Here is an 843-nt window from a genome sequence, read left to right as displayed (position 1 = left end):
CTTCAGGTTTTTTGTAATCCGCCAACAGGCGGTCTATGAGTTCGTTGCTTACGGTCATTTCTCTTCCTTTGAAGATGAAGGCAGTTTCCTGCCATTAGACCGTTTACACAAAATCTAGGACACGCCCGCTACCCATTTCTTGAAGAACTCAAAAAGCTCAAAACACTCAAGGGATACAACAGTAGAAGCAAGCTGATTTCATGGCTCTATCAACACGCTGAAACTGTGATGATGGATATGGTTCGCAAAGAGCTTAGGAAGCTAGGACAGACTGTTTTAGCGAACGTTCACGATGCCATAGTAGTAAGAGAGCGTCTGACAGCTTCAGAGCTTCTAGCGATTGAAAAAATCGTTCGTACTAGTACGAAAGTTGAGTACTTCGCACTTGGCGAGACTCAGTACACGAAAAGCTGAATGAAGCTGTGTTGAGTAGTGACACGATTCAAGAAGTAAACTAGCCCTCATCAAAACAAGAAGAGTCACTTGTTGGTGCCTTTTTTGAATATAGGAAATTGCGATGGGTAACGACTTGATTTGGAAAATTGCTGTTGGCGTCTTTCTAGGCATGGCTGCTTGGACTTATCGTGCTGACTTAGGAACGATGGCACTTTACGCTGTTGGGATTTTCATCGCCCTCGCTGTTGTGTTCTTCTGTTACCAAGCAATCGCTAACCCCATTAAAAATCGCCTCAAAGAACAATCAATCAAAAATCTTGGGGCGTGTCCTAGATTTTGTGTAAACGGTCTAATGGCAGGAAACTGCCTTCATCTTCAAAGGAAGAGAAATGACCGTAAGCAACGAACTCATAGACCGCCTGTTGGCGGATTACAAAAAACCTGAAG

General features: G+C 43.7%; 1 protein-coding gene. It reads left to right on the top strand.

Annotated features, from left to right (window positions below; all coding sequences use genetic code 11):
- The first annotated feature begins 517 nt into the window (after positions 1-517).
- Positions 518-841: a hypothetical protein gene (locus B9Z42_RS16060; RefSeq protein WP_100134432.1), complete on the top strand. Its 324-nt coding sequence runs from the start codon at positions 518-520 to the stop codon at positions 839-841.
- The last annotated feature ends 2 nt before the right edge of the window (positions 842-843 follow it).

The sequence above is a fragment of the Limnohabitans sp. B9-3 genome (assembly GCF_002778325.1).
Classification (GTDB): Bacteria; Pseudomonadota; Gammaproteobacteria; order Burkholderiales; family Burkholderiaceae_C; genus Limnohabitans; species Limnohabitans kasalickyi.
This window is presented reverse-complemented; position numbering and strand designations above follow the sequence as displayed.

Coding starts and splice junctions, on each gene's coding strand:
- B9Z42_RS16060 (WP_100134432.1), top strand. CDS start 518: ATGGGTAACGACTTGATTTGGAAAATTGCTGTTGGCGTCTTTCTAGGC.